This window comes from Thalassotalea marina (assembly GCF_014656435.1).
GTDB lineage: Bacteria > Pseudomonadota > Gammaproteobacteria > Enterobacterales > Alteromonadaceae > Thalassotalea_C > Thalassotalea_C marina.
Genome location: NZ_BNCK01000001.1, coordinates 604,534 through 630,918 on the forward strand (window position 1 = coordinate 604,534; position 26,385 = coordinate 630,918).

A 26,385-nucleotide genomic window follows, 5' to 3' on the forward strand; every position below is an offset into this window, starting at 1 on the left:
AGTTATAAAACACCAGTAATTAATTAGCGCAATCAAAGTACCGATTACCCAGTTAATATCTGGTGTTTAGATGGCTAGATACCTAAATTCACCTAGAACTTATCATATAGTGCTAAAACTCTAAAGTTTTATTTTACGACTTTTGCACCATTTTCTGTACCTAAAATAAGCACATTGGCACCACGATGAGCAAACAAACCATTGGTAACAACACCTACAATACCATTGATGCGTTCTTCGAGTCCTTTTGGATCGATTATCTCTAAGTTATGCACATCAAGGATCACGTTGCCATTATCTGTTACAACGCCTTGACGATATTCAGGATCTCCGCCTAGTTTTACTAACTCTCTGGCAACATAGCTGCGTGCCATTGGGATAACTTCCACAGGTAAAGGAAATTTGCCTAATACTCCAACAAGCTTAGTTTCATCACAAATACAAACGAATGTTTTAGCAACGGCAGCGACTATTTTTTCTCTAGTTAACGCAGCTCCACCACCTTTGATCATGTGCATGTGTTCTGTAATTTCGTCGGCTCCATCAACATATACACCAATTTCATCAACACTATTTAAGTCGTAAACTTCGATACCAAGTTCTTTTAAACGACGGGTTGATTCCTCTGAGCTTGAAACCGCACCTTTGATGTCATTTTTTTTGCTCGCTAGTGCATCGATAAAGTGGTTAACTGTTGAACCTGTACCTACGCCAACAATAGAGTCATCTTCTACAAATTCTAATGCTTTGATTGCAGCTGCTTTTTTCATTTCGTCTTGAGTCATGATCTTTTCCAGAAAATTTTTTTGCTATTATAACCTCAGGTTTGTATAAGAAATAGTGCTACGTCAATTAACTCAACACCTTGGCTTTAATTAATAGTTTGCGGTTTAAATCTAGAACCAATGTCTGGTTATTAAAATGATTATCAGCTGGGAAAAGTATTAAAAGCGATAATGACTGGTTGGTGTAATGATTTGCTCTAACGGCATATCCCAAGCTTCAGTTGGAATTTGCTCTACACATTGGCAATCATGTGCTAAACCTATCACTTGAGTGTGGGCGTTTGATTTTTCTAGTTGTGCTAAAGTTCTATCATAAAAACCACCTCCCATTCCTAACCTAGCGCCGGTGTTGTCAAACGCGACTAAAGGGGTAAATATCATATCGATAGCGTGAGCTGGATAAACTTGGCTAACATCTAGTGCTGGCTCTGCAATTCCATATTTATTTGCAGTCATCTGCGTATCGGGTGTGTAAGCTAAAAATAGCAAATGTCCTTTACTGAAAGGGTGGATAACGGGCAGGTATACTTTGGTTTGCTGTTGCCAACAATACGCTATTAGTTCCTGTGTGGACAATTCTCCATCATTAGAAAGGTATAACGCGACTGATTGAGGTTTATCTTTTGTCATCAAAGGTGCTATCTGAGTAACTAAAGATTTAGCTGCTTGTTGTTGAAATGATGACGATAGTGAACGCCTTTTGTCGCGTATCTCTTGGCGAATCTGTGTTCTCAAATTTAATGTATTTTTCATGATAAAAAAAACGGTGAGTTACCTCACCGTTTGATTAATTAAGCAGTCGCTGTGGTTGTTTTATCTTTTTGCTCGGACTCTTTTTCGTCCTCAGCAAGGTTTTCCCAGAATCTAGATTTAAAACCAATTAAAACGATCACAATACCAATGCCAATACTAAATAATGCAATTTGGCTATATAAGTTTGGTAATTGCTCAATGTTATTAGGATCAAAGTTACCCGCTAATAAGCCAGAGATAATGTTACCGATTGAGTAAGTTAATACAAACGCACCCATCATTTGTCCTGCAAATCGACGAGGTGATAATTTACTCACTGCGCTTAATGCTACAGGGCTTAAACAAAGTTCACCCACAGTATGCAAGAAATAAGTGGCAACTAACCAATATGGAGCAACTTTTAAACCCGACGCTGCGTATTGAGCTGCAAAGAACATTACAATAAAACCACTGGCCATGATAATTAGACCAATAGCACACTTGATACCGTATGAAGGCGAAACTAAGCGCTTACCTAAATTTATCCAAAGTGCAGCAAAAAATGGCGATAACAAAACGATAAAGAAAGCGTTAAGCGATTGGAACCAACCTGTCGGGATTTCAAAATCGACGCTTGTTAACATACGATCAGTGTAATCGCGAGCAAACAAGTTCATTGAAGAGCCAGCTTGTTCAAAACCCGACCAGAAACAAGCAGAGGCAATACACACTAACAATAACGCGCCTAAACGTTTCATTTCGTTGGGCGTTAAGTTACCGAAGATATAAATTGATGCGTAATAAAGAACGAACATCAAGGTAAAGCTGATTGCAACATATTGAGCGACTGACACAGGGTCAATAACGATTGAACCGTTCATCGCCATGCTAGTAATTAAAACGACAAGCACTAAGAAAGCGGCAATGATAGTCCAACTGATTTTAGCGGCTTGTGGTGATAAAGGTGACGCTGGTAGTGAACCTACACCGTCCAATTTATTAAGTGTTTTTCTGTATTGAATAAGACCTAATGCCATACCTACAGCTGCAGCACCAAACGCCCAGTGCCAACCAAAACTGTCATCTTCCATTAGGTAACCACAAATAATGTAACCTAGTGTAGAGCCTAAGTTGATACCCATATAGTAAATGGCATAACCAGAATCACGGCGCTTGTCTTCTTCAGAATAAAGTTGACCAACCATGGCGCCAATGTTTGGCTTAAGTAAACCTGTGCCTAGTACCACAAGTACTAATCCGATAAAAAAGGTTTTATCACTTGGAATTGCGAGGACAATATGTCCACACATAATAATAATACCGCCATACCAAACAGCCTTTTGGCCACCAATTAATCGGTCAGAAATCCAACCTCCAGGTAGCCCCATAAAATACACACTACCAGTATAAAGTCCATATATCGCTGTTGCCGAGGCGACGGTTAGGCCTAAGCCGCCTTCTTGCAGTGTAGCTGTCATAAAAAGAACTAGTAGCATTCTCATGCCGTAGTAGCTGAATCGTTCCCACATTTCTGTGAAAAACAGCGTTTGAAGACCTTGAGGTTGCCCCCAAAAAGTCTTTTCGGTTTGCGTCGTCATAGATTAATCCTTCCGAAGGTGCGCACGTTATATTGTTTTTGTTTTTCTTTTTATATCCGAAATATGTTTTTTAACGAGTGATATTTTGCGCATTAAATTTTATTTCAATCGACTTTATACCTTTGAACGCTTAAAGGTGCAAGTATAGAGGACGACTCATTTAAATCATTTTGTCGTGAAAATTGGCAAGGTATGTGATTTTAATAAGTCCCCCGAAAACATCTTTACGTAGATTGGTGGTGGAATTGCATCATCAAAAAATAGTAATATTAGGGCTTTAAGCTTTTGACTTATATTTTTTATTAAATTTGTTTTAGAGCTAAATTAGGTCAACAAAAAAGTGAAGTAAAAATGGATAACAAAATTACGAAAGCAGTCATTCCCGTTGCCGGTCTTGGAACTAGAATGTTACCGGCAACCAAAGCAATACCGAAGGAAATGCTACCGATCGTCGACAAACCACTAATTCAATATATTGTTAACGAATGTATAGATGCAGGTATCAAAGAAATCGTACTAGTTACCCATTCATCTAAAAACTCGATTGAAAATCACTTTGACAAATCATTTGAACTAGAGACAACGTTAGAAAAGCGTGTTAAAAGGCAGTTACTTGAAGAAATCCAAGCTATTTGTCCCAAAGGCGTTACCATTATGCACGTCAGACAAGGTGAAGCTAAAGGATTAGGACATGCGGTATTAAAAGCAAGGCCTTTAGTAGGTGATAATCCCTTTATTGTTGTTTTACCTGACGTTATCTTGGATGACGCATCAGCAAATCTAAAAACTGAAAATTTGGCTGCTATGTTAGCGCGTTATCAAGATACAGCGATAAGCCAAATTATGGTTGAGCCAGTGCCTATTGAACAAGTCAGCAATTATGGAGTAGCAGACTGTGAAGGACATGCCTTGAATCCTGGTGAATCAAAGGTCATGACGGCGATAGTAGAAAAACCAGCAATTGACGAAGCGCCGTCTAATTTGGCGGTTGTAGGGCGTTATGTTTTATCGTCACAAATTTGGGATTTGCTTGAATTTACGCCGCCAGGAGCTGGTGATGAAATTCAATTAACAGACGCAATTGCTAGTCTAATGAAATTAGAGCCAGTTGAAGCTTTTCATATGACGGGTAAGTCGCATGATTGTGGTTCTAAAATCGGTTATATGAAAGCGATTGTTGAATACGGCTTACGTCACGATGACATAGGTGAAGAATTCAGAACATATCTGAATGCTATTAAATAGTTAAATTTAAGGGCTGATAACGATATTATGCTCTCATGAGTATAGGGATAAATTTTTATATACTCAAACGTTCTAACAAAGCGATTTCTTATATGGAACATTAGTCTTTGTTGTGACAAAATTACGCCATTAACCTTGCCTAAGGAAATACGGGTAGATGACAAATCAAACACATTTAAAAAAATTGGAAGCAGAGTCCATTCATATTATTCGCGAAGTTGTCGCGGAATTTGATAAACCAGTTATGTTGTACTCAGTCGGTAAGGATTCGGCTGTTTTATTACACTTAGCAAGAAAAGCTTTTGCGCCAGGTAAAATTCCTTTTCCATTATTACATGTTGATACAACGTGGAAATTTAAGGAAATGATCGAATTTCGCGATCGTGTTGCAAAAGAATATGGTTTTGACTTGATCGTTCATAAAAACCCTGAAGGGTTGGCGATGAATATTAATCCATTTGTTCATGGTAGCGCTAAGCATACCGATATCATGAAAACTCAAGGCTTAAAGCAAGCTTTAGATAAACATGGGTTTGATGCAGCATTTGGCGGTGCACGTCGTGACGAAGAAAAGTCACGAGCAAAAGAGCGTGTCTATTCCTTTAGAGATAAAAACCACCGTTGGGATCCTAAAAACCAGCGCCCAGAGCTTTGGAATATCTATAACAGTAAAGTTGACAAGGGCGAAAGTATTCGTGTTTTTCCTTTATCAAACTGGACAGAGCTTGATATTTGGCAATATATCTACCTTGAAAACATCGATATTGTTCCACTTTATTTGTCGGCGAAACGCCCAGTTGTTGAGCGTGACGGAACGTTAATCATGGTTGATGATGAACGTATGCCACTGGAAGAAGGTGAAGAAATTCAAATGAAGAGTGTTCGCTTTAGAACACTAGGTTGTTATCCGTTAACAGGTGCGGTTGAATCTGAAGCAACAAGCTTGACTGATGTTATTCAAGAAATGCTGTTGACAAAAACCTCTGAAAGACAAGGTCGAGTTATTGATCATGACTCTGCTGGTTCAATGGAGAAGAAGAAAATGGAAGGTTATTTCTAACCGAAAAATTTCTTACTTTAGTGATTTACATTTTTAGGATTTTTTATGAGCCACCAATCAGACCTTATTGAACAAGACATTCAAGCTTATTTGAAGCAACATGAAAATAAAGAGCTACTGCGTTTTTTAACATGTGGTAGCGTAGATGACGGAAAAAGCACGTTAATTGGCCGACTTTTACATGACTCTAAAATGATCTTTGAAGATCAATTAGCCGCGATTGAAAAAGACAGTAAAAAAGTTGGTACCACAGGGGAAGCTGTTGATTTAGCTTTGTTAGTAGATGGCTTGCAATCTGAACGAGAGCAGGGCATTACTATTGACGTTGCATACCGTTATTTCTCTACCGATAAACGCAAGTTTATTATTGCTGACACTCCAGGTCACGAACAGTACACGCGTAACATGGCAACGGGTGCATCAACATGTGATTTGGCGATTATATTGATCGACGCACGTCATGGTGTACAAACACAAACTCGTCGTCATTCATTCATCTGTTCTTTACTGGGCATCAAGCATGTCTTAATTGCAGTCAACAAGATGGACTTAGTTGAGTACAGTCAAGACAGATACCAAGAAATTAAAAAAGAATATCGCGATTTTGCTGATCAACTAGCATTTACAGACGTTCGCTTTGTACCAATTTCTGCGTTACTTGGTGACAACGTTGTTGAAGAAAGCGCAAATATGCCTTGGTATCCTGGTGCTACCTTGATGAAGCTGCTTAATACGGTAAACGTAAGTAACGATGACGTATGTACAGACTTCCGCTTTCAAGTGCAATATGTAAACAGACCGAACCTAGACTTTAGAGGTTTTGCAGGCACAATTGGCTCTGGCAGCATTCGCGTTGGTGACGAAATTGTAACCTTGCCATCTGGTAAGGAAAGCAAAGTTAAGTCGATTGTTACCTTTGATGGCGACTTAGAGAAAGCCGAAAAAGGCCAAGCAGTCACTTTAACGCTTGAAGATGAAATTGATATTAGCCGTGGTGAGCTAATTATTCGCAAAGGAGCGGCACCACTTTCTTCAAAAGAATTTAATGCCTCTGTCGTTTGGATGCATGAAGATGAGCTAGAAACAGGTCGCGAATACTACATCAAGCATGGAACAAAACTGACAACTGGCCATGTGGTTAATATTGAACATAAAACCAATGTTAACACCATGGAAAAAACAGAGGTTAATCAGTTAGCGTTGAATGAAATTGGCTCGGTAAATTTCACTGTAGCTGAAACGTTGCATTTTGACCCATATCACGAAAACCGTGCTACAGGTGCTTTTATCATTATTGATCGCCTGTCTAATATTACGGTAGGTGCAGGTATGATCAACGGCACATCTGAGTTACAAGATCAGCATCAATACAGTGCTTTTGAGGTTGAACTTAACGCATTAGTAAGGAAGCATTTCCCACATTGGGGAGCGAGAGATTTAGGTAAATTACTTAAATAACGCTTGTTAAAATCAGCTGCTTAACTTGCATTAAGCTTAAGCAGCTGATACATCTAATCTTATGATTTGCTGCTAAGGGACAATAATATATATGGTAGCAATGCAGTGGGCCTTAATTGGCATCTTCATCTTCACTTTTGCCGGGCTAATTAAATATCAACGAGTGCCAGAGCGTGTTTTTGCTTTTGCGATGTTGGCGTGTTTAAGTTTGTCTTACGTTGATACACATGACGTGTTATCAAATGCAGTAAACCCAGGCTTAGTGACTCTTATTTTATTGGTTTTAGCGTCTTTTTCGTTTGAGAGAACTAGCGTTTTACGCCGCCTTTCTGGTGTTATGATCAATGGCAAACCGTTTTTATCAACATTAAAAACTCTCATTTACACCGCTATTGCTTCTGCTTTTATGAATAATACGGCGGTGGTTGCTGCATTAATTTCTACCATTAAAAGTAATCGTATTGTAAACCCAGGAAAGTTACTTTTACCTTTGTCATTTGCGGCAATTCTTGGCGGAACGTTAACCTTGGTTGGTACTTCAACAAACCTGATCGTTAATACCATGTTGATCGAACAAGGGAATGCAGGGTTAAGCTTTTTTGATTTTACCCCTATTGGTGCATCGGCTTTGGTGGTGTGCCTAGGTATAATACTTGTAAGGCAGTACAGCTTACCTGATATGGAACTTGAGCAACTCAAAAATCAAGATTATTTGTTAGAGGCACGAGTTTCCGCTGATTCAAAAATGGTTGGTCAAACTGTCGAAGAAAATGGCTTGCGTAACCTCGATGCTTTGTTTCTCGTAGAAGTGATTAGAGATGGCCGTTTAATTTCGCCGGTTGCACCTGATGAAGTGTTAAATCGCGGTGATAAGCTTATTTTTACAGGTGATGTATCAAAGGTAAAAGTTTTGCAGCAATTTGATGGTTTAACCCTGTTTGCTGAACAAGACGGTTTACTCCGCGACAATTTAACTGAAGTATTAATAAAGCCTGATTCAGCAGTTGTTGGTAAAACATTAAAACGAGCAGGTTTTAGGGCTCGATTTGACGCAGCTGTGGTCGCCGTGAGAAGAGAGGGGACGGCGCTATCCGGAAAACTAGGCTCTTTAGTGATCCAGCCCGGAGATATTCTGGTGTTGGCGGTAGGTAACGACTTTAGTACTCGAACTAACTTAAGTAAAAATTTTTATATTTTATCAGGCCACCAACCTGACAATATGCTTTCGGGGTGGCGAGACAGTTTAACGGTTTTTGGTTTTATCGCGACCGTATTATTTTCCGTATTAACGGATGTCACTTTATTAAAAGCCTTGATCTTTTATGTCGGTATTTTGGTTTTCACCGATTGCCTTACGGTAAATGAAATAAAGCGTCGATTTCCACTAGAAATATGGATGATAGTGTTAGGGGCATTAACCTTGGCTAAAGCGCTTGAAAGTAGTGGTGTCGCCGGTTTACTGGCAACCAACATTGAAAGTTTGCTGCAAGGGCAAAGTGCTTTTATTACTCTAGTGGTCATCTTTGTCGCTACGCTATTAATTACTGAGTTAGTGACTAATAGTGCCGCTGCAGCTTTAATTTTTCCAATTGCTTATAACATCGCAATTGGCTTAGGTGTGAATCCAATTCCTTTTGTTATGGCTGTAGCATTTGCTGCTAGTGGAAGTTTTATTAGCCCGTTTGGTTATCAAACCAATGTCATGGTGTATAACGCGGGTAATTATACTTTGTTAGATGTCGTTAAATTTGGTGTACCTATATCAATAGCGTATTCAGCTGTTGTGCTGACCTTGATACCCATTTTTTTCCCTTTTTAAAAATTTATTAAAGAGTTACTCATGAAAACAGAAAATACTGTTTGGCACGAACAACATATTAACCAAGCTCAACGTGCACAAATTAAATCTCAAAAACCTTGTTTGTTGTGGTTTACCGGGTTAAGTGGCTCAGGGAAATCAACCATTGCAAATGCAGTAGATGCAAAATTATTTGCAAAAGGGCAGCACACCTATTTATTAGATGGTGACAATGTTAGGCATGGCTTAAATGGTGATCTTAGCTTTAGTGATGAAGACCGTATTGAAAATATCAGACGTATCAGTGAGGTAGCTAAATTATTTGTTGATGCTGGTTTAATTGTCTCTACTGCATTTATTTCTCCTTTTGCGACTGACCGCCAAATGGCGCGTGAAAAACTTTCCAGTGGCGAATTTATAGAGGTGTTTATCGACACACCAATTGAAATTTGTGAGCAAAGAGATCCAAAAGGCCTATACAAAAAAGCCCGTGCGGGGGAAATCAAAGATTTTACAGGCATTGACTCAACTTATGATATTCCTAGTACGCCTGAAGTTCACGTAAAAACTGCCGATTTGTCTATCGAGCAGTGCGCTGATCAAATCATTGCGTATTTAGAGAAGAATAACTATATCGGGTAATTACTATGCATTATGACGTATTTAACGGAGACGCTGACGGTATCATTGCCCTGTTGCAATTGAGGTTTGCTGAGCCTATTGAGTCTGTTTTAGTGACAGGTGTAAAACGGGACATCAGTTTGCTAAAGCGCGTAGATGTGAATAAAGCGACTAGTGTTACCGCGCTTGATATTTCAATGGAAAAAAACCACAGCGCTCTAGTCACTTTGCTGGAAAAAGAAATCGACGTTTTTTATGCCGATCATCACCGACCAGGGGATATTCCTGCGTCGCCATATCTACAACCGATGATCGATACCGATCCAAATACATGTACTAGTTTGATCATCAATAAATATTTAGATGATCAATATGTGTTTTGGGCAATTGCCGCAGCATACGGTGATAATATGATTAATTCTGCTGAGCAATTAGCAGATAAGTACAACCTAAGTTCAGAGCAAAGAGCTAAGTTAAATGAACTTGGAATCTACATTAATTACAACGGCTATGGTCAAAAGCTTGAAGATTTGCACTATGCGCCAGACGAACTGTATCAGTTGTTAACGCAATTTAAAGATCCATTTGATTTGATTGCACAACAAGGCTCGGTTTTTGAAAAGTTGCAAGCCGCATATACCCAAGATATATCTCAGGCTAAATCAGCTAAAGTACTGCATGACTGTAGTACTTGTAAGGCGATCTTGTTACCTGATGAAGCGTGGGCAAGAAGAGTTAGCGGTGTCTATGGTAATGATTTAGCCAATCAAAACCCAGATAAAGCCCATATCGTCTTTACCACAAACGGTGATGACACTTATACTATTAGCCTTCGAGCACCTTTGAATAACAAACAAGGAGCTGGTGATGTCTGCTCTAAGTTTGCAACAGGTGGCGGACGTGCTGCCGCAGCGGGTGTCAACCAACTTCCAGAAGCTGAAATTGACGCTTTTATAGAGGCAGTTAATCACTATTATAAAACATCATCCTGAGGATTAAGATGAAACTTTTAATTACTGGTGGAACAGGTTATATCGGCAGCCATACGGTTGTTGAGCTTTTAACATTAGGGCATGAGGTGGTTATTGTCGATAATTTATCGAATTCTTCACCACTTGTGTTAGATAGAGTAGAGCAGATCACAGGACAACGTCCTACTTTTATTGAAGCTGATATATGTGATCGTATTGCGCTTGAAGCTATTTTCTTTGAGCACAGCTTTGATGCCGTAGTGCATTTTGCTGGCTTAAAAGCAGTTGGCGAGTCGAATGAAATTCCACTTAGTTATTACCATAACAATGTCTCGGGTTCAGTGACATTGTTTGAGGTTATGGCAAAGTTTCAAGTTAAGCGCCTTGTGTTTAGCTCGTCTGCTACCGTTTATGGTGAGAGCAATGTTTCACCCTTACATGAACAAATGCCGATTTCAGCGACCAACCCATATGGTCGTACAAAATTGATGATTGAAGAAATACTGTTTGATTTAGCTAAAAGTGATGAAGCTTGGTCAATTATCAGTTTGCGTTATTTTAATCCTATTGGTGCACATAAAACTGGCTTAATTGGTGAAAACCCAAATGGCATCCCAAATAATCTACTTCCTTATGTTGCACAAGTTGCAGTAGGGCGTTTACCACAATTACAAGTGTTTGGTGATGACTATAATACACCAGATGGCACCGGAGTTCGTGACTATATCCATGTGGTTGATTTAGCCATAGGGCATGTTAAAGCGTTGGAGTCTCTTGCTGATATCAAAGGTTGTCAACCAATTAATTTAGGTACTGGAAACGGCACATCCGTATTAGATATTGTTAAAGGTTTTGAGCAAGTCAGTGGAAAAGCTGTACCTTATCAAGTAGTGCCAAGACGAGAAGGTGACTTAGCTACTGTTTATGCAAATGCAGAGCTGGCGGAGCGACTCTTGGGCTGGCAAGCTAAATTTAGTCTGACTGATATGTTAGCTGATACTTGGCGCTGGCAATCAGAAAATCCAGATGGTTATTAAAGAAAAAAGCCGCTCATAGAGCGGCTTTTTGGTAAATATAACTAGAATTATTGAGCCATCGAGAGCTGTTCATCAGTCCATGACATAGCTTCATTAAATGCTTTAGCAACATTGGCTTTATCTAGGTTTAAACCCTCTGCTAATTCGTTACAACTCTGCCAATTAGCCTTTTCTAGTTGTTCAACAAGTGATAGTAATTCTGAAAGAGCGCCTGTTTTGTTAATCAGTGCGTCTTTTATCTCTTGTGTGAGAGGTAACTTTTCCAATACCGAAGTGAGTTCTTCGTCTAATATGGCGTCTATTAGTGACATCAAGCCAGTTAAAAAGGCAATAGAGCTTTGGATATTCCCTTTTGCATCAGCACTAATCGTTTCGCAAAATTTTGCTCTGACCATAGCAGATTTAATCAACTCTGATGGTTTGTCAGGATTGGCATTAGTGGCAAACATTAACCCGATAAAACGTTTAAGCTCTGCAAATCCTAAGGTGACGAGTGCTTGTTTTATCGTTGATATTTCGCTTCTACGTTTAAACATAGCTGAATTTGCGTAGCGTAATAGCTTGTATGACAATGATACATCGCGTTCAAAAACAGAAGTGATCGCGGCTAGGTCTAAATCAGGCTTTGATGTTTCATATAACAACTCTGCCATTGCCATTTGTGAAGGAGATAAATTTTTTGCCTTTATCATTTCTGGTTTGGCAAAAAAGAAGCCTTGAAACAGCTCAAATCCTAATTCAAGTGCTTGGTTATACTCTTCGTATGTTTCAATTTTTTCAGCAAGCAACTGGATGTGATCAAAAGATGCGATTGCTTTTTTGATTTGAACGATTTCTTCTACTGTTGTCGCTTTCCAATCGACTTTAATAATTTTGATGTAGGGATAAAAATGTGCCCATACATTTTGGTGTTCGTAATCATCAAGCGCTAATGTATAGCCTTTTTCAAATAAGGCTTTGCACAAAGATAGTAGCTTTTTTCCAGGCTTTATCGTTTCAAGTACTTCAACAACCAATTCTTCGGTTGTCAGCATTTCAGGATAACCTTTATTCAAAGTATCAAGCGTGAAATTGATAAAAGCAGGTTTGTTACCAGTAAAGTCGCTAATGCCCATATTAAACTGGCTAGCTTCTATCATTTTACTGGTTGCTTCATTACCATCTATTTCTGGAAAAACGTTGTCTATGCTATCTCTAAACAGCAATTCATACGCGTAAAGATTTTTTTCTTTGTCCAGTATAGGTTGCCGCGCGGCGTAAAAATACATACAAATTCCTATCAACATATATTTTTAGAATATAGGAGATTTACTTCATGATTTCACGATAATTATTTTCTTTTTCATCCATTGACCGAAGGAATCTCGAATATTACCGCAAAATCCTATAATCCCCGTTGATAATCAGATAATATCACCAATCCACTTTAAATATTGTTGCAAATTTGTATATAACGCAATTTATTTGAATAAATACATCTCACTTAATAACTACAAAAATTAGGAGAATTCTTTTGGCCATAGGTACGTTAGTTTCTTTATCTATATATTTTATCGTCATGTTAGCTATTGGCTTGTATGCCTACCGAAAGTCTACTAGTGATGTATCTGGCTATATGCTTGGTGGCCGTAATCTTAGCCCGTCAGTTACTGCTCTCTCAGCAGGTGCTTCTGATATGAGTGGCTGGATGTTAATGGGGCTACCCGGGGCGATGTACGTTTCAGGTGCAAGTAGCATGTGGATTGCGATTGGCTTGGTCATTGGGGCTTTCTTAAATTATTTAATTGTTGCGCCGCGTTTGAGAAACTACACTGAATTGGCAAATGATTCGATCACCTTACCTGATTTTTTCGAAAATCGTTTTCATGATTCTAGTCATATCCTCAGAGTGACGTCTTCTATTGTAATCATCATCTTCTTTACGCTTTATACCTCTTCTGGTGTTGTTGCTGGTGGAAAATTATTTGAAACATCGTTTGGTTTAACTTACGAGGCAGGTCTATATATCACAGCTGGTGTTGTAGTTGTTTACACTTTGTTTGGTGGTTTTCTTGCAGTGAGTCTAACCGACTTTGTTCAAGGCTGTATTATGTTTTTAGCCTTAGTATTAGTGCCCGTTGTGGCATTATCTGAAGTTGGTGGTTACGCAGAAATGCAAAGTACGATTGCTTCTGTTAATCCAGATATGCTGAATTTATTTGGAGGTGTGTCAGCTATAGGTATTATTTCTGCGATGGCCTGGGGGTTAGGGTACTTTGGACAACCTCACATCATAGTAAGGTTTATGGCTATTCGTTCAGTAAAAGATATCCCTGTCGCTCGCAGAATTGGCATGAGTTGGATGATTGTTTCAATTATTGGTGCATTGGCAACAGGGTTAACTGGGCTTGCATATGTTTCCAAAACAGGTACAAACCTTAAAGATGCAGAAACCATCTTCATTCATTTATCTCAGGTGTTGTTTCACCCATTAATTACCGGCTTTTTATTGGCGGCTATTCTTGCTGCGATTATGAGTACAATTTCTTCGCAACTATTAGTGACTTCAAGTTCATTAACGGGTGATTTTTATAAAATATTTTTGAATAAATCTGCCAGTGAAACTGAATTAGTGCGCGTTGGACGTTTATCGGTAGTTTTAGTGGCGATAGTAGCGATTGTTTTAGCTTATGATAGAGATAGCACCATTTTAAGCTTAGTAAGCAATGCTTGGGCTGGCTTTGGAGCAGCGTTTGGACCTCTTGTTATATTAAGTTTGTATTGGTCACGTATGACAAAACAGGGCGCTTTAGCGGGTATGTTAGCTGGCGCAGCAACAGTACTGTTTTGGATTTATGCACCGGTAACAATTAATGGTGCTTCGCTAAGCGCTACTATCTATGAGATTGTCCCTGGTTTTATCGTTGCTACTATAGCGATTATTATTGTCAGTAAGGTAACAAAACCTGTTTCAGCAGAGATAAGCGAAACATTTGAACGTGCTAAACAGCTTTAAGTGCAAGTTTGTGTTTTAAAAATAAAAACGCCAGGCATTATGCCTGGCGTTTCTTATTGGGGAAATCTTTTCATTTGATATTACGTCGCCCAACGAATTCCCTGATTTAGTTTTTCTTGCCATTGATTTAATGGCTCTTGCTTGTCACCAACAATAATCACACGGCTGTTATTGTAACTACTGACGACGCCGTTGAATGATTTACTAGAAAACTGCTTATCAAATGCCATGTAATCATTGTCAGGCACAATAAATACATTAACTGGGCTTGTTCTACCTCTATAGACTAAATGCAGACTCTTCATACCATCAAATCGGCAAAAGTCTGCCATCATCAATTCACCAAGGGTATCGGAAAAGCTACCTTTGAATGAAGTCATCTTACTATTTAAGGAAGCAAGCGTTACATTGGCTTCATCTTCATTTGTAAAGTATTTAGCCTCATGATTAACATGTGCAATGGCATAATCAGCAACCGAATTGTAGGCATGCGAAAATTGTAACTGACTAACCGTAAGCCCTATTGCAAGAGTGATAGATGCTGCTAACGCTAGTCTTATACGACTTTTACGAGTTTGCTGTTGATGACTTGCTAATGACTGTCTCAGAATAAGCTTTTGGCTTAAACCTTCAGGCACTGGCACTTGCATAGCTTTAGCTATCTGTAAATCAAAGTCTTCAAGCTCTTGAGCAAACTTTTGTTTTGCAGGGTCATTTAGTTTTGCAGAAACCACATCAGGATCTGTAGATTTGGGATCTGCATATATACTGCGTCTAAATTGCAAATCATCCATTTTGAAAACCTCTCATTGTTGGCTCTTCGTCTAACGTTTCTTTCAATTGATTACGAGCTCGAAATAATCTGGTCATGACCGTGTTTTTGTTAAGTGAAAGCATGCTAGCAATTTCGTCGCCACTGAATCCTCCAATTACTTGTAATACCAAAGGCTCTCGGTACTCTTCGGGCAGCTGAGCTATTTTTTCACGTAACCAGTGATTTTCCGTTTCTTGCTCTGAAGTGGTTGATGAGGCATCTTTTATTGCCGCTTCTTCATATTCCGCCATTTCAAAGCGCTTACGTTCAAATCGTCGGGCATTTTCTCTGCGTAAAATTGTGATTAACCAAGACTTGGCTGCTTTTTCATCTTTTAAAGAATCTAATGCTCGCCAAGCGCGTAAAAATGTTTCTTGCACTAAGTCTTCCGCTACTTGCGGGTCGTGGGTCAGCCAATAGGCATAGCGATAAAGATCGCCATGTAATGCCTTCACGAGTGCTTCGTATCTAACTTGTTTTGTCGCCATGATTGAACAGACCCGAACGAGTGAAAAAAACTTTCTTAAAAATTTTAATTTAACTGAGGTTTATTTCAAGTTGAGGTATAGAAAGGCTCTGCCGCACTTTGATGATAGTGCGGCAGTTTAGTGAAATTAAGGGTTGAGAGATATTTTAGTGGGTGCTTTTTTTTGTATACCCGATTTATTAATTTCTTGAATTGCTTTTGCCAAGCCTTGGCCTTGCCATGGTTTTGGCTCTTTGCCAAATTGTGTCGCCTGTAATTCACTAATTTCAAAGTTTAGTGTTGTAGACGCTGCTTGGTTTTGTATTTGGGCAATCGTTGATACTTTGTCAACAGAAATGGAATTATACCAAGGAACAAGTAGGCTCAAAGCCTGTTCAGCCTGATGCTTTTTACACGCTGCTAGCAATGCTAGGTAAGCGTCATTAACTTTAACATCCGTTTTATTTTGCCTTGATTGAGCATTTCTTTTTGCTGAATAAATCCAAGCCGCTAGTGTTAATAGCCATAGTGCTAAAAACACCCATTGTAACCATAGTGTTTGTTGTTGTACTACCAGCGTAGGGGCTGCTTCAACATTGGCTGAAGTCGGTTGTTCAATAGGTGCACTTGGTACAGGTGCTTGGTCAGGGTTTGGCTCAACGACAATCGTTTGAGCTGGGATCACGGCTTCTTGGTATTGATTGGTTTTGGTATTCCACCAAGGGATAACAATTTCAGGAATGTTATAAGTGCCTGCTTGGTTAGCAACAATGGCAAAGTTACGAACTTTTTGACTAACTAATCGATTACTGTTTAAGCCGGTATGTAACTGTGCTTGGTCAGGGTAAACTTTTAAGCCGTCAGGAAGTGGCATGTCTATTTCTGGCAGCTGTTCTTCTGACAAGCCCGCAGCGGTCAATGTAATAACTCGGGTAATTGGCTCGCCGACAATGAAATTACCATCTTCTGGCTGCCATTCTTGATGAACAGATAATAGTTCACTTGGTAACCACATGCCTTGATATTGTGCCGGAATTGCTTTTACTACAATTGGGATTTCATCACCAATTACACTGACGGGTTTGGTATCAGCAAAACTCAAGAAGCTATTGCGGCGGGTCGATGGCATCATTATTTCACCAGAAAAAATTGGCGATTTTAAAACAAACTCACCACTCTCTTGTGGACTAATGGCGTAGGCTCTTTCTATCACTCTATAGCGACGACCATTAATGATGGTTTCACTTTCTTTGTCTTTACCAATTTGGTTGATGTTGGCGCCATCAAGTGCTGGCTCTGTTAGGCTTCCTCGTTTTAATTCTGCGGCAAAATGCAGTTTTACTGTTAGTGTTAGTTGCTGTTGAACATACACTTCTTTGCTTGATACTTCAGAGGTGATAAATAACTCTTGTTGTGTAGAGCTGTCGGTTTCACTCGCTTCTATAACCTTTAGGTTAATTGGCGCTGTACTTTTATCTTCAAGGGTTAGTGCTGGAATAGTGACTTCACCTGGCTTTCTGGCAATAAGTACAATGCTCCATTTTGTGGTGCGAGTTGTCTTAAAGTTCACCATGCTGGTTTGAGAACTAACAGAAGTTCTGCCAACAATAAAGTCTCGACCTAACGCTGAAGTATCTAATGCATTTGTATCAATATCATCGTCTGCAATAACCGTTAACACAAAAGACTCGTTTACGATAACCGGGTTTTTGTCTACAGATGCTGTCACTTCAGTAAGCGCCTGAGAACCAAAGGAGATGGTTAATCCGATTAGAAAAATAATTGCCTTTACCACTTTTTCTTTGCTCCTAAACTAATTTGGCGTTGACGACGTTTTTGATATTCAAGCTGCATTTTATTTCGTAGCAACAAATAGGGATCATCAGTTACTTTGTTTAATAGTTGCTGATGTTTTAGTTCCATTTCTTTTTCTTGCTGATCTTGGCTTAACTCTGCTTGCTGCTGTTCGACTTCACCTTGTTTTTCTTCTTGTTTGTCGTTTTGCTGTTGTTCTTGTGCCTGCTCTTGTTCTGGCTCTTGCTCTGGTGGCTTTTCGTCAGCGTTTCGCTCGTCAGCAGTTTGAGATTGTTGCTGCTGGTCATTTTTATTTTGCTGATCATCGCTAGCTTCATTACTTTGCTGATCTTGGCTTTCCTGTTGATCACCTTCGTTTTGCTGACCATCTTGTTGTTGCTGGTCATCTTGCTGTTGTTGATCTTGATTCTGTTGCTGTTCTTGCTGTTGCTTCAACTTTTCCAGCAATTCTTTGTTTGCTTTGGCATCTTTGTGGTCGGGATTTAGCTCTAGTGCTTTATCATAAGCCGCCAAGGCTTGATCAAATTGTTGTAGTTTGGCAAAAGTATTCCCAATGTTGTATTGAGTGTCTGCATTGGTTTGTGCATCTTTACTTTGCATAAAAGCGGATAACGCATCCTCATATTCACCAGCACGGTAATGAGCGCTGCCTTTCCATGAAGGATGTTCAAATGCTGTTGCTGCGTCTTTATATTGCTCTGCGTTGTAAAGAGACTGCCCTTGTTGATCTTTGGTTTTCCATAAGTCGCTCCAAAAATCTGCTTGTGCTTGAGGTGTAGGAAATAATAAAACGGCTGCAGGTAATATTATAAGTAGGTTACCACGTCTAAAATACGGTAATAGCAAAAGCATTACCGGGATCAATAGGTAAGGACCAAATTCTTGCCATTGATCACCTGTTTGATTCGCTTCTGATTTTTTGTCTTCATCTGTATGTATAGGTGGCTTTACTAAAGCTTCTATATCAGTATTGTTATTAGACATACGGGCATAAGTGCCTGAGCCCTGAATTGCTGCAGTGTTTAGCAAGCTTTCACTGAGTTTAGGGATGACAATGGAACCATCATCGTCCTTTAACAGCTGCCCATTGGGAAGTTTGATTGGCGCACCAGTTGTTGTACCAACACCCATAATATTTAAGCGATAAGATGATTCTCGTTGCCAATCAACTATATCTTGTAAATCTTCGTCATCGATACCGTCGGTAAACCAGTATATATCACCTTCAATGTGACCTGCATTTTGCAGTGTTTGTGCTGCAAGTACTAAAGCGGCGTAGGGATTACTGCCGAGCTCTGGCATTAATTCTGGGCTAAGTGACGGCAGTAACAACTCAATATTGTTAACATCTTCGGTTAATGGGCTTATCGTAAAAGCATCACCTGCGTAGGCGATTAAACCCATTTCGCCTTCATTTAATTGGTTGAGTAAATCAATAGCTTTATAACGTGCTCTGGTAAGTCGGTTAGGTGATACATCAGTAGAATACATGGAGTATGACATGTCCATGATTAACACTGAACCTCTAGCCATTTGATAAACCGGTTGGGGGAGTTTTTTCCAGGTTGGGCCAGCAAGAGCTACAATAGCTAATACACCGATAATAAACGGCAACAATACAGAGGCAGACTTATGCTCGGTTTTGCCATCAATTAATACATGTGCAAGGTGCTCTGGGATCAGTTTATGCCAACCAGATTGACTGATGCGATATTTCTTCAGTAAATGTAGCGCAAAAATAAGAGCGACGATTGCCAGTAACCAGTACGGACGAATAAAGTGAAAATCAGCCACTATGTTTCTCCGTTAATGTTGTTGATCGTTTTAAAATGCCACCTGGGAAATAACTGATAAGCGTGATATACGCCAACGCTAATAGCAAGGCAATGGCCAGCGGGTAATAGAATAATGCTGTTAACGGACGCATTTGTTGCTGTTCTTGTTCGACGGGTTCAAGTTGATCAAGCAACTGATAGATTTGCTCCATATCACTACCGCTGCGAGCCCTAAAGTATTTACCACCTGTTTGTTCAGCAAGTTTAGTTAGTGTCTCTTCATCAAGTTCACTTGAAGGATTTACTCTGCGCTTGCCAAATAATGAACGTTGAATCATTACGTCGGCACCAATACCAATCGAATAGATAGTAACTTTTTTAGCTATGGCTAATTCGAGCGCTTGCTCTGGCAGTATTTTACCTGCGGTGTTTTGGCCATCTGTTAGTAAAAGTAATACTCGATTTGACGTTTTCTTTTCATCAAAACGTTTCACTGCAAGGGCAATTGCATCACCTATCGCTGTTTGTTTACCCACTAAGCCAAGAACGGTTTCATCAAGCATTTGTTTTACTGTTTCACGATCAAAGGTCATAGGTGTTTGCATGTAAGCATCGTCACCAAACAGTATCAAACCAATTCTGTCGCCGACACGGCGCTCGATAAATTCGCCAAGTAATATTTTTAGCATATCTAGTCGATTTACCTGTCGGCCTTGTAGTTCCATATCTTCAACTTGCATACTGCCTGATAAATCAACGGCTACCATCATTTCTCTGCCTTCTGTTGGTATACTAACAGGGTCGCCAAGCCATTGTGGTTGACTCGCCGCAGCAACCAATAAACACCAAAGTAGCATGAGTAAACTAACCGGAGTTTTTCTTCCTTGTGAATGTGATTTTTCGCTGTTTACTCCTGGCAGCATGGTTGGCATCCGCAAGGCTGCAGCTTCACCGTTGTTTTTTGCAGGAAGCAAATAAATCAAAAAAGGTAGAGGTAAGGCAATTAAGGCCCAAGGTAAGGCAAATTCAATCATTTAACTTCTCCCACATTCGATTTTGGTTTTGCTTTGGGAGGTAAAGCATGCTGAAGCCAATAAACAATCTGTTGTTGCAACTGTTCTTGCGTCTGATGATCGGTTTCTTTTCTATAATGAGTATCTAGTAATTTGCCGATATTTTCGTTTAAGCCAGACTGCTTTTTTTCTGGTAGGGCTTGTCGTAAGAAGCTCGCCAATTGGTCACCGTATTGATTGGCGACATCTGTTCTTGGGAAGTAATGCATACATGCCCATTTTAAAATTTTTATCAACTCAGCGGGCGAGTGTTGTTCGCTAACAAGCAAATTTAGTGCTGTTTGTTTTATCTTATTAATTCTTTTTAGTTTGACATATCGCCAAATAAAATAGCTTACAGCGATTAACACAGTTGCTGCTAACAGCCACCACCCAAGTGCTACAGGCCAGCCATGTACTTGTTGTGGTATATGAATATCATTTAATTGGGCTAACGGATCCATGGTGCTACCCCATTTTTAATTTGTTGTTCTAACGATTGGCCCGCGCTGAAATGAATCAATCGAGCACCCGCTTTACTTAATAATGATTCGTTGTCGCTGATAAATTGTGAAGCTTTGTTGTGGTATTCCCTAGCGGTTTTTTCATCGCCTAAGGTTAAGCTTTGTTTACTACTACCATCGGTTACGCTGACATTCATTTTTCCGTCAATTTGTGGAAGCTCAAGCTCTAATGGGTCTGAAATTAAGCAAACAACAAGTTCACAATGTTGACTTATATTTGATAAATGGCGAATTGCATCTTTTGAGGTATGATGGCCATCTGTGATCAAATATACCAAGCTGCCAGGGCGAGCTACTTGTCTGATCCGCATGCAATTTTCAGCAAAGCATATTGTTTTATTTTCGCTTATTTGTCCAATATTGAGCGCGTCAATCGTTGCCTGATGTGTGGTGGTCAGTGCGTGTAAATAGTGCAAAACACCTTGGTGTCTGCTGCGCGGCTTAAGTTCTAAATGCTGATTATCATTAAAAACAATACCACCAAATCGATCGCCACGTTGCTTTGTATGCCATGCGATTAACGCGGCTAAATGAGCAGCTTGTACTGATTTAAACAGCAATCGACTGCCAAAAGCCATGTTAGCGCTTAAATCTGTGGCAACAATTACTGGGCGCTCAATTTCTTCGCGAAATAGTTTGGTATGAGTTTTACCAGTACGAGCAGTGACTCGCCAATCAATGGTTCGGATATCGTCACCTGTTTGGTAATGACGTACCTCATCAAACTCCATGCCTCGGCCTTTGGTGCGTGCCAGATAGTTGCCAGCTAATTGTCCGTGCATGTTTTTGGTCGACGTTAAGTTGATTAACGATGCTTTGTTTTGATAATTAATTAGCTCTTCAATAGACAGTGAAACCCCTGTGGTTTGTAACGATGATAATAGTTCACCGGTACTACATGGGGTTTTGTCTTGTTGTGCTCTAGACCACATTGAATTAAACCTTAACCTACAGCAACAAGGTTCAGTAAATGATCCAGTAATTGATTGGTCGTTATACCTTCAGCTTCCGCTTGGTATGTCAGTAAAATTCTGTGACGTAGCACATTATGAAATACCGCTTGTACATCTTCTGGACCAACAAAGTCACGACCATGTAACCATGCACGTGCTCTGGCACAGCGATCGAGTGCGATAGTTGCACGAGGGCTGGCACCATAGGCTAACCAAAGTTTTAATTTGTCGTCATATTTTTCTGGTTGGCGAGTTGCGATGATTAAATCAACGATATATTTCTCAATAGCTGGCGCCATATGAATTTGCAAAACTTGTTCACGTGCGGCAAAAATATCAGCTTGAGAAATTTGGCTAACATTGACTTTTTCTTTGCTTAAAGCTTCACCACGATTAACTTTTAAAATTTCTAATTCACTTTCAGCATTAGGGTAGTCTATCTCTAAATGCATCAAAAATCGGTCAAGCTGAGCCTCAGGTAGCGGATAAGTACCTTCTTGCTCGATCGGGTTTTGTGTTGCCATCACTAAAAATAAGTCAGGTAATTTGTAAGTATTTCGCCCAACCGTAATTTGCCCTTCTGCCATCGCTTCTAAAAGAGCTGACTGTACTTTAGCTGGTGCACGGTTTATTTCGTCTGCTAAAACCAAGTTTCGAAATAGCGGTCCAGCCTGAAAGGTAAAACTAGCATCTTCAGGTCGATAAATATCAGTACCTGTTAAATCAGCAGGTAAAAGGTCAGGGGTGAACTGAACACGATGAAAGTCAGCTTCTAATCCTTGGGCAAGGGCATTTACTGCACGTGTTTTTGCTAGTCCTGGAGGCCCCTCAACAATAAGATGACCATTGGCTAGTAGTGCAATTAATAAGTTTTCGACCAAAGATTCTTGACCAATAATTTGTGAAGATAAATGTTCTTTAAGCGAAGAAAAGTACTCAATAGCCATAATGATTTCGTTCTTTGTTGTTAAAATTTTGTAATTGGATTGTCAGACCTATGAATTGATATATGGTTCATGATCTTAAACACAAGTGCTACGACAAAATTGTAAATAATTTTTAGTGTTATTAATTTAATCTAGCTATAACTAATGCTTATAGCTGGGTAAACGTGTTTTCTGCGAATAATTTAAATGACAATTGTGTTACGCAGATATAGCGGTTGAATTCTATATAAATCTGGTTAGAATGAAACCAAACAATAAGAGGTCAGACCTCTTTGTATTGAGGAAATGTCATGTCATTAAAGTTACAAACTGCAAGCGGTGAAAGAATTGCTGTTGTTGCTGGTCTTCGTACTCCTTTTGCGAAACAGGCTACAGCGTTTCATGGTGTACCTGCTGTAGACCTAGGTAAGATCGTAGTTAACGAATTGGTAAATCGCACGGAAATTGACCCTAAACTCATTGACCAATTGGTTTTTGGTCAGGTTGTGCAAATGCCGGAGGCACCAAACATTGCCCGTGAAATTGTTCTTGGCACAGGCATGCACGTCAACACTGATGCTTATAGTGTATCAAGAGCTTGCGCAACTAGCTTTCAATCAACCGTTAATGTTGCGGAATCTATTTTATCTGGCGTCGTTGATATCGGTATTGCCGGTGGTGCAGATTCCTCATCTGTTGCGCCCATTGGCGTGTCTAAGAAATTTGCCCGTATGTTGTTAGATCTAAGTAAAACGAAAACTTTAGGTCAAAAAATGGCGATTTTGAAACACTTAAGGTTTAAAGATTTATTGCCAGTACCGCCAGCAGTAGCAGAATACTCAACAGGTCTTTCGATGGGGCAAACGGCGGAACAAATGGCCAAAACCCATGGAATTTCACGTGCTGATCAAGACGCGCTAGCGCATCGTTCTCATCTATTGGCAACTCAGTCATGGCAGGAAGGCAAACTTGCTGGTGAAGTGATGGCAGCCCATGTTGAGCCATACAAATCTTTCATTGATAAAGATAATTGTATCCGTGAAAACTCTGACTTGGCAGGGTACGCAAAGTTAAAACCTGTATTTGACCGTAAACACGGCACAGTTACCGCAGCGAATAGTACAGCCTTAACCGATGGCGCTTCAGCAATATTACTCATGCGAGAAGGTCGAGCAAAAGAGTTAGGATATAAGCCTCTTGGTTATATTAGAAGTTTTGGCTTTGCTGCAATAGATGTTTGGCAAGACATGCTGATGGGGCCAAGCTACGCAACGCCTATCGCTTTAAAACGTGCGGGTATGGAATTAAAAGACTTAGATCTTGTTGAAATGCACGAAGCATTTGCCGCACAAGCTTTAGCCAACGTAAAAATGTTTGCCAGTAAAAAGTTTGCTAACGAGCACTTAGGCCGCGATCAGGCGATTGGTGAAATTGATATGGATAAATTTAATGTCATGGGAGGCTCTTTAGCATATGGGCATCCTTTTGCGGCAACAGGTACTCGTCTAATTACTCAAGTTCTAAATGAACTAAATCGACGAGGTGGCGGTGTTGGTTTGACCACAGCATGTGCCGCAGGTGGTTTAGGTGCTGCTATGATTTTGGAGACGGAATAATGACAGATAACGCAAATAAGACATTTACCTTAACGGTAAAGGAAAACAAAATTGCGCATGTGGTCATGGATGTACCTGGTGAGTCCATGAATACGTTAAAAGCAGAATTTGCCGACGAAATTTCAGCAATTTTAACTCAGTTAAAAGAAAACCGAGATTTACTTGGTGTAGTGTTATCAAGTGGCAAAAAAGACTCTTTTGTCGCGGGTGCAGATATTTCTATGTTAGCTAATTGTACAAGTGCTCAAGAAGCGACAGCATTGTCTCGCCAGGGACAAATGATGTTTGATCAGTTAGCGTCACTTTCCATCCCGGTTGTTGCCGCTATTGATGGTCCTTGTTTAGGTGGTGGACTAGAGCTGGCAATGGCATGTCATGCTCGAGTTTGTAGCGATAACCCTAAAACAGTGCTTGGTTTGCCTGAAGTACAGCTAGGATTATTGCCTGGCAGCGGTGGTACACAAAGATTACCTAAGCTGGTTGGGATTCAAAAAGCATTGGACATGATGCTAACCGGTAAGCAACTTCGTGGCATACAAGCGTTAAAAGCAGGTTTGGTCGATGATATGGTACCAAACTCAGTTCTAATTGACGTTGCAGAAAAACTTGTTTTATCAGGTAAAGTCAAAGCGGGAAAAAATCACTACAAGCCCGTAAAACTAAACCTAGTGGGTAAGCTACTTGAAAAAACGTCATTTGGGCGCAAAGTCTTATTCGATCAAGCGGGTAAAACTGTAGCTAAAAAGACAGCGGGTAACTATCCTGCACCTGAAAGAATTATTGAATGTGTAAAAGTAGGGGTAGAGCAATCACCTGCTATGGGTTATCAATTAGAAGCTGATCATTTTGGCCATTTAGTGATGACCCCAGAATCATTTCAGTTGAGACAAATCTTCTTTGCGACAACAGAAATGAAAAAAGAGCAAGGTGTGGCAGGAGTTGAACCCAGAACACTGAGCAAAGTTGGTGTGTTGGGCGGTGGTCTGATGGGAGGCGGTATAGCATTTGTTAGTGCAACAAAAGCAAAGTTACCTGTACGCATTAAAGATATCGCTCACCAAGGTATTCAAAATGCACTTAAATACAGCTTCGACCTGTTAAATAAAAAAGTAAAACGTCGCTTTATTCGAAAAACAGAAATGCAAAAGCAAATGTCAATGATCACAGGTACAACTGACTATAGTGGTTACCACGATGTTGACCTTGTTATTGAAGCTGTTTTTGAAGATTTACCATTAAAACAACGCATGGTGGCAGATATAGAAGCGAATTGTTCACAAGACACTATTTTTGCCAGTAATACCTCGAGTTTACCCATTGGGCAAATTGCAGAGCAGGCTAAACGTCCAGAAAATGTAATTGGCTTACATTATTTTTCACCTGTAGATAAAATGCCGCTTGCTGAAATTATTCCTCACGAAGGTACTTCAGACCAGACAATCTCTACAACGGTTGCCTTAGCGAAAAAACAGGGTAAAACACCAATCGTAGTTAAAGACAAAGCCGGCTTTTATGTGAACAGGATTTTGGCTCCTTACATGAATGAAGCTGCCATTATGCTGCTTAACGGCGAACCTATTGATAAGCTAGATAAAGCACTGGTTAAATTTGGTTTTCCTGTAGGACCGATGCAACTGTTAGATGAAGTTGGTATTGACGTAGGCTCTAAAATTGGTCCAATTCTTCAAGCGGAACTCGGTGATAGATTTGCACCGCCGCCAGCATTTGATTTATTGCTTAAAGATGGTCGTTTAGGTAAAAAATCTAAAAAAGGTTTTTACCGATATGATGTTAAAAAGAAAGAAGTTGATGAAAGCATCTATAACTTGTTAAACATTAGACCACAAGGCAAATTGCAAAATGATGAACTTGCAACTAGATGTGTTTACATGATGTTAAATGAAGCTGCTCGCTGTTTAGATGAAGGTATCATTAGAAATGCTCGAGATGGTGATATAGGTGCCATTTTTGGTATCGGATTCCCGCCGTTTTTAGGTGGTCCGTTCCGCTACATGGATAGTGTAGGGATTGAAACCGTGGTACAAAAACTAAATCGCTGGAAGGCAGAACATGGAGAGCGTTTCGAGCCTTGCCAATTACTGGTTGATATGGCAACTAAAGGTGACAAATTTTACCCATAACAT

Annotated in this window: 22 protein-coding genes; 10 read left to right on the forward strand and 12 right to left on the reverse strand. The window is 39.8% G+C overall.

Translation table 11 applies throughout. The features are described 5' to 3' along the window. Positions 1–128: 128 nt before the first annotated feature. The 3 genes from rpiA to IE199_RS02760 form a co-directional block, all read right to left on the reverse strand. Positions 129–785: a ribose-5-phosphate isomerase RpiA gene (gene rpiA / locus IE199_RS02750; RefSeq protein ID WP_189767171.1), complete on the reverse strand. Its 657-nt coding sequence runs from the start codon at positions 783–785 to the stop codon at positions 129–131. A gap of 159 nt (positions 786–944) precedes the next feature. Beyond that, on the reverse strand, positions 945–1,538 hold the full coding sequence (locus tag IE199_RS02755; protein ID WP_189767172.1) for a 5-formyltetrahydrofolate cyclo-ligase: 594 nt from the start codon (positions 1,536–1,538) through the stop codon (positions 945–947). Between the two features lie 38 nt (positions 1,539–1,576). Then, complete coding sequence (locus IE199_RS02760) at positions 1,577–3,115, reverse strand: peptide MFS transporter (protein WP_189767173.1); 1,539 nt, start codon at positions 3,113–3,115, stop codon at positions 1,577–1,579. A 351-nt stretch (positions 3,116–3,466) separates the two neighbouring features. Here IE199_RS02760 and galU point away from each other — a divergent pair, with 351 nt between their 5' ends. The 7 genes from galU (at position 3,467) to galE (ending at position 11,305) form a co-directional block, all read left to right on the forward strand. Beyond that, positions 3,467–4,360, forward strand: coding sequence for a UTP--glucose-1-phosphate uridylyltransferase GalU (gene galU, locus IE199_RS02765; RefSeq protein ID WP_189767174.1), 894 nt, complete (start codon positions 3,467–3,469; stop codon positions 4,358–4,360). A gap of 157 nt (positions 4,361–4,517) precedes the next feature. Next, positions 4,518–5,420: a sulfate adenylyltransferase subunit CysD gene (gene cysD, locus IE199_RS02770; protein ID WP_189767175.1), complete on the forward strand. Its 903-nt coding sequence runs from the start codon at positions 4,518–4,520 to the stop codon at positions 5,418–5,420. 45 nt (positions 5,421–5,465) lie between these two features. Next, on the forward strand, positions 5,466–6,878 hold the full coding sequence (cysN, locus tag IE199_RS02775; protein ID WP_189767176.1) for a sulfate adenylyltransferase subunit CysN: 1,413 nt from the start codon (positions 5,466–5,468) through the stop codon (positions 6,876–6,878). Between the two features lie 91 nt (positions 6,879–6,969). Beyond that, positions 6,970–8,697 carry an SLC13 family permease gene (locus tag IE199_RS02780; RefSeq protein WP_189767177.1) on the forward strand — a complete coding sequence of 576 codons (1,728 nt, stop codon included), beginning with the start codon at positions 6,970–6,972 and terminating at the stop codon, positions 8,695–8,697. Positions 8,698–8,718: 21 nt separating this feature from the next. Further along, entirely contained in the window at positions 8,719–9,318 is a 600-nt protein-coding gene (gene cysC, locus IE199_RS02785) for an adenylyl-sulfate kinase (RefSeq protein ID WP_189767178.1), read from the forward strand. A gap of 5 nt (positions 9,319–9,323) precedes the next feature. Beyond that, positions 9,324–10,289, forward strand: a complete 966-nt coding sequence (locus tag IE199_RS02790; protein ID WP_189767179.1) for a DHHA1 domain-containing protein — start codon at positions 9,324–9,326, stop codon at positions 10,287–10,289. Positions 10,290–10,297: 8 nt separating this feature from the next. Continuing rightward, on the forward strand, positions 10,298–11,305 hold the full coding sequence (gene galE, locus IE199_RS02795) for a UDP-glucose 4-epimerase GalE (protein WP_189767180.1): 1,008 nt from the start codon (positions 10,298–10,300) through the stop codon (positions 11,303–11,305). Positions 11,306–11,352: 47 nt separating this feature from the next. Here the strand turns inward: galE and IE199_RS02800 are convergent, their stop codons facing one another. Beyond that, entirely contained in the window at positions 11,353–12,573 is a 1,221-nt protein-coding gene (locus IE199_RS02800) for an EAL and HDOD domain-containing protein (protein WP_189767181.1), read from the reverse strand. A 245-nt stretch (positions 12,574–12,818) separates the two neighbouring features. Here IE199_RS02800 and putP point away from each other — a divergent pair, with 245 nt between their 5' ends. Further along, positions 12,819–14,300, forward strand: coding sequence for a sodium/proline symporter PutP (putP, locus tag IE199_RS02805; RefSeq protein ID WP_189767182.1), 1,482 nt, complete (start codon positions 12,819–12,821; stop codon positions 14,298–14,300). 80 nt (positions 14,301–14,380) lie between these two features. Here the strand turns inward: putP and IE199_RS02810 are convergent, their stop codons facing one another. From IE199_RS02810 to IE199_RS02845, 8 genes are all read right to left on the reverse strand, one after another. Further along, positions 14,381–15,094 carry a DUF3379 family protein gene (locus tag IE199_RS02810; protein ID WP_189767183.1) on the reverse strand — a complete coding sequence of 238 codons (714 nt, stop codon included), beginning with the start codon at positions 15,092–15,094 and terminating at the stop codon, positions 14,381–14,383. Then, complete coding sequence (locus IE199_RS02815; RefSeq protein ID WP_189767184.1) at positions 15,087–15,602, reverse strand: sigma-70 family RNA polymerase sigma factor; 516 nt, start codon at positions 15,600–15,602, stop codon at positions 15,087–15,089. Before IE199_RS02815 ends, IE199_RS02810 begins: the two co-directional genes overlap by 8 nt. A 126-nt stretch (positions 15,603–15,728) precedes the next feature. Further along, positions 15,729–17,375: a BatD family protein gene (locus tag IE199_RS02820; protein WP_229854496.1), complete on the reverse strand. Its 1,647-nt coding sequence runs from the start codon at positions 17,373–17,375 to the stop codon at positions 15,729–15,731. After that, entirely contained in the window at positions 17,369–19,189 is a 1,821-nt protein-coding gene (locus IE199_RS02825) for a vWA domain-containing protein (protein WP_229854498.1), read from the reverse strand. Before IE199_RS02825 ends, IE199_RS02820 begins: the two co-directional genes overlap by 7 nt. Further along, positions 19,182–20,204 carry a vWA domain-containing protein gene (locus IE199_RS02830; RefSeq protein WP_189767185.1) on the reverse strand — a complete coding sequence of 341 codons (1,023 nt, stop codon included), beginning with the start codon at positions 20,202–20,204 and terminating at the stop codon, positions 19,182–19,184. The genes IE199_RS02825 and IE199_RS02830 overlap by 8 nt, the downstream gene beginning before the upstream one ends. Then, positions 20,201–20,686, reverse strand: coding sequence for a DUF4381 domain-containing protein (locus tag IE199_RS02835; RefSeq protein WP_189767186.1), 486 nt, complete (start codon positions 20,684–20,686; stop codon positions 20,201–20,203). Before IE199_RS02835 ends, IE199_RS02830 begins: the two co-directional genes overlap by 4 nt. Then, positions 20,674–21,678, reverse strand: a complete 1,005-nt coding sequence (locus tag IE199_RS02840; protein WP_189767187.1) for a DUF58 domain-containing protein — start codon at positions 21,676–21,678, stop codon at positions 20,674–20,676. Before IE199_RS02840 ends, IE199_RS02835 begins: the two co-directional genes overlap by 13 nt. An 11-nt stretch (positions 21,679–21,689) precedes the next feature. Next, positions 21,690–22,646, reverse strand: a complete 957-nt coding sequence (locus tag IE199_RS02845; RefSeq protein WP_189767188.1) for an AAA family ATPase — start codon at positions 22,644–22,646, stop codon at positions 21,690–21,692. 290 nt (positions 22,647–22,936) lie between these two features. Between IE199_RS02845 and fadI the strand changes: the two genes are divergently transcribed. Beyond that, positions 22,937–24,241 (forward strand): acetyl-CoA C-acyltransferase FadI, encoded by a 1,305-nt coding sequence (gene fadI / locus IE199_RS02850; protein WP_189767189.1) that lies wholly within the window; start codon positions 22,937–22,939, stop codon positions 24,239–24,241. Beyond that, a complete protein-coding gene (gene fadJ, locus IE199_RS02855) occupies positions 24,241–26,382 on the forward strand; it encodes a fatty acid oxidation complex subunit alpha FadJ (RefSeq protein ID WP_189767190.1) in 2,142 nt (713 codons plus the stop codon). The genes fadI and fadJ overlap by 1 nt, the downstream gene beginning before the upstream one ends. Positions 26,383–26,385 lie beyond the last annotated feature (3 nt).